At 27.3% G+C, this 2,981-nt stretch carries 2 protein-coding genes; both read left to right on the top strand.

The features are described 5' to 3' along the window. The first annotated feature begins 9 nt into the window (after nucleotides 1–9). Nucleotides 10–162, top strand: coding sequence for a hypothetical protein (locus tag BMW96_RS14895; protein WP_092357158.1), 153 nt, complete (start codon nucleotides 10–12; stop codon nucleotides 160–162). 225 nt (nucleotides 163–387) lie between these two features. Beyond that, on the top strand, nucleotides 388–2,981 hold a 2,594-nt coding region (locus BMW96_RS13775), incomplete at its 3' end, for an immune inhibitor A domain-containing protein (protein WP_092357155.1).

Genomic DNA, 2,981 nt, shown 5'->3' with positions numbered 1-2,981 from the left:
CGAGCACATATAGCAGATTATGGATGGCTAGACTGGACAGCAAATGGAAAGAGTGCAGGAAGTGAAGGATTGTCAAAAAGAATAGAGGCAATTGAGATAAGGGTAGTTCAAAAAGGTGGAAATGCCCCAGGAGCAACAGGAAGACCATTTATAAAAAAATAGGAAGATTTAAATTTATTTTAAATCTTTCTTTTTTTTATGAATTATATAGAATATAAAATATTCTAATTCTTCTTTTTTATAAATTATCTAGTAAAAGTATAAGCTTTTATTGTAAAATAATAATAAGTAGAAAATATTTTGATTTTATTTATTGAATAATAAAATTATATATAGATAAAATGGATTATTATTTTCTTGCATATATAAATGAAAGGGGAATATATAATGAAAATTAAATTAGTTATTATAGTATTAATAAGTTCACTAGTTATGAGTTCATTTACAGTAATTTCTGTTTATGGGAAAAATGATGAACTAGATACAACATTATTAGAAGAACATGAGGGGGGATTGTTAGATTATACAAAAATGTATGGTTTGGAAAGGGAGGAAACTAAACCAATAACACAAAATCGCTATTTACGTTCAAGTATGCCTCAAAAGAATAATTATATTGCTATAATGGTTGAGTTTCCTGATAAAACGGGAACTAGTCTTGATGACTTGCAAACATTAAGTAAGGCTGAGGCTGTCATGAATAAGGGAAATCGAGATATGATAACACCCTATGGTAATGCACCAATTATTTCATTAAAAGAATATGTTGAAAAATATACATATAATAAAATGACTACTCAAACTACTTTTTTTCCACAAGATAGAAATGGAAATGTAGTATCAGTAAAGTTATCAAAAAATCGTAGTTATTATATGAAAAAAAGTTCTAGTAATCCAAATGGTTATACATCAAGTCAAGCAGTTGAAAGAGAAAAAGAATTAATAAATGAAATTTTATCTAAATCTAAAGAAAGCATTGAAAGAGTTTTTAATGCTAGTGATTTAGATAAAAATAATGATGGAAAAGTAGATGCAATTTCTTTTTTCGTTGAAGCAGATAAAGTAACTGAAGATAAAGTAGAGTGGTCAGATCTTTTGTGGTCACATAAAATAAGTGGAATGAATTTAAATGTTACTTTAAAAGGCAAAAAGGTTGATACTTATAATTTGATTAATACCTATGATAGTAATTATTTAGGTGGTGTTTTTTCAATGAATCAAGGTACTTATGGTACCATAATTCATGAATATATGCATGTTTTAGGATTGGTTGATTTGTATCGTTATAATAGTACTGGTAATCCAGTGGGGTTTTATGATGTGATGGCAGCTACAACAAGTTATAATCCTCAAGGAATTTTGGCATATATGACAAGTGAATATAATAATTTAGGATGGAATAATTTAACAGAAATAAATAGATCTACAAGTATAACTTTAAATAGACCACAATATACCAATCCAAATGAAAAAAGGGCTGTTAAAATAGTTTCACCAGTTAATAAAGATGAGTATTTTATTGTAGAATATTATGAAAAACGCAATAAAGTTAATACGTCAGAAACAAGTATTAATGATGGAGTTGTTGTATATAGAATTAATTCTAAAGTGAAAGATGGAAATATGAATGGTACAACAACTGGAAGAAACGATTATTTATATATTTTTAGACCAAATGAAACAGGTTGTGGTAAAGGAGAAGGAAATTTAAATCAAGCTGTTTTAAGTAAAAATGGCCGCAGTAGTTTTGGTAAACCACTTAATACAACTTCTGGATGGAATAATGATACATTATTTTATAGTAATGGAACTAATAGTGGGATTACTATTAATATTACTAGTAGTAGCAGTAATAGTATAACATTGGATATTAATGTACCAATAGTTCAGGGTGATGGAACAACTACTAAGCCATATTTAATTAGCAGTGTTAATGATTTTGATTTAATTAGAAAAAATAGTACTAAAGTATTTAAATTGTTAAATGATATAGATCTAAGTAATGTTAATAATTTCCAAACAATTTCTAATTTTAGTGGAACTTTAGATGGAGATGGTTTTACTATTAAAAATCTTACAATTAATAATCAGTCTGGTTTTATAACTAATTTATCAAGCATTGGAATTGTTAAAAACTTAAATTTTGAAAATGTTACAATTACAAATAGCAACACTTCACATACTGGAGTTTTTGGAAATGTAAGTGGAAAGCTAGAAAACATTGCAATTAAATCAGGAAAAATATCTAATCAAGCAAGTGATAACGGACAATATTTAGGAACAGGGGCTATAGCAGGAGTACTATCAAGTGGTGGAATAATTCAAGATTGTTATAGCAGTGCAAATGTAACTCAGGGAATAAATGTTGGTGGTTTAATTGGTTTAAATAAAAATGGAACAATTCAAAATTGTTATGCTAATGGAACTGTAAATGGTGGTAAAAAAAGTAGTGGTGGAATAATTGGAAGTCAATATTTTATAAGTTATAGCCAATATAAACAACCCAATAATGTATTTTATGATATCAGTAAAACTAAACAAAATGAAGCTGTTGGAATGGTTTATGGTAGTGATAAATTAACGGATAATAAAACAGGAAAGGAAGGATTTATTGGTGTTGATTTATTAAAACAAATAAATTTAGATATATCAGGTATAAATGAAAAGAAACTTGATCTTACAATTAAAGCAAATCCTTCAACAAGCCTAAATAAAAGTGTAATGATTAAAGATTTATCTATAGCTACTTATAATAGTGCTACTGAAAAAATTAAAGCTAATAAAGTTGGACAAACTGAATTAGTAGTATCGTTACCAGTAGGTAAAAATACTATGACACTTTCATCAACAATAAAAGTTATTAATTCAAATATTCCAATAAAACTTAATTATCAAGCGCATGTAGCAGATTATGGTTGGTTAGAAGAAGTTAGTGATGGAAAAAAAGCAGGAACAACAGGTAAAAATAAACAAATGGAAGC

Source organism: Thomasclavelia cocleata (assembly GCF_900102365.1).
GTDB lineage: Bacteria > Bacillota_I > Bacilli_A > Erysipelotrichales > Coprobacillaceae > Thomasclavelia > Thomasclavelia cocleata.
The sequence above is the reverse complement of the archived record's forward strand: the minus strand, read 5'-3'. Positions and strand labels throughout refer to the sequence as shown.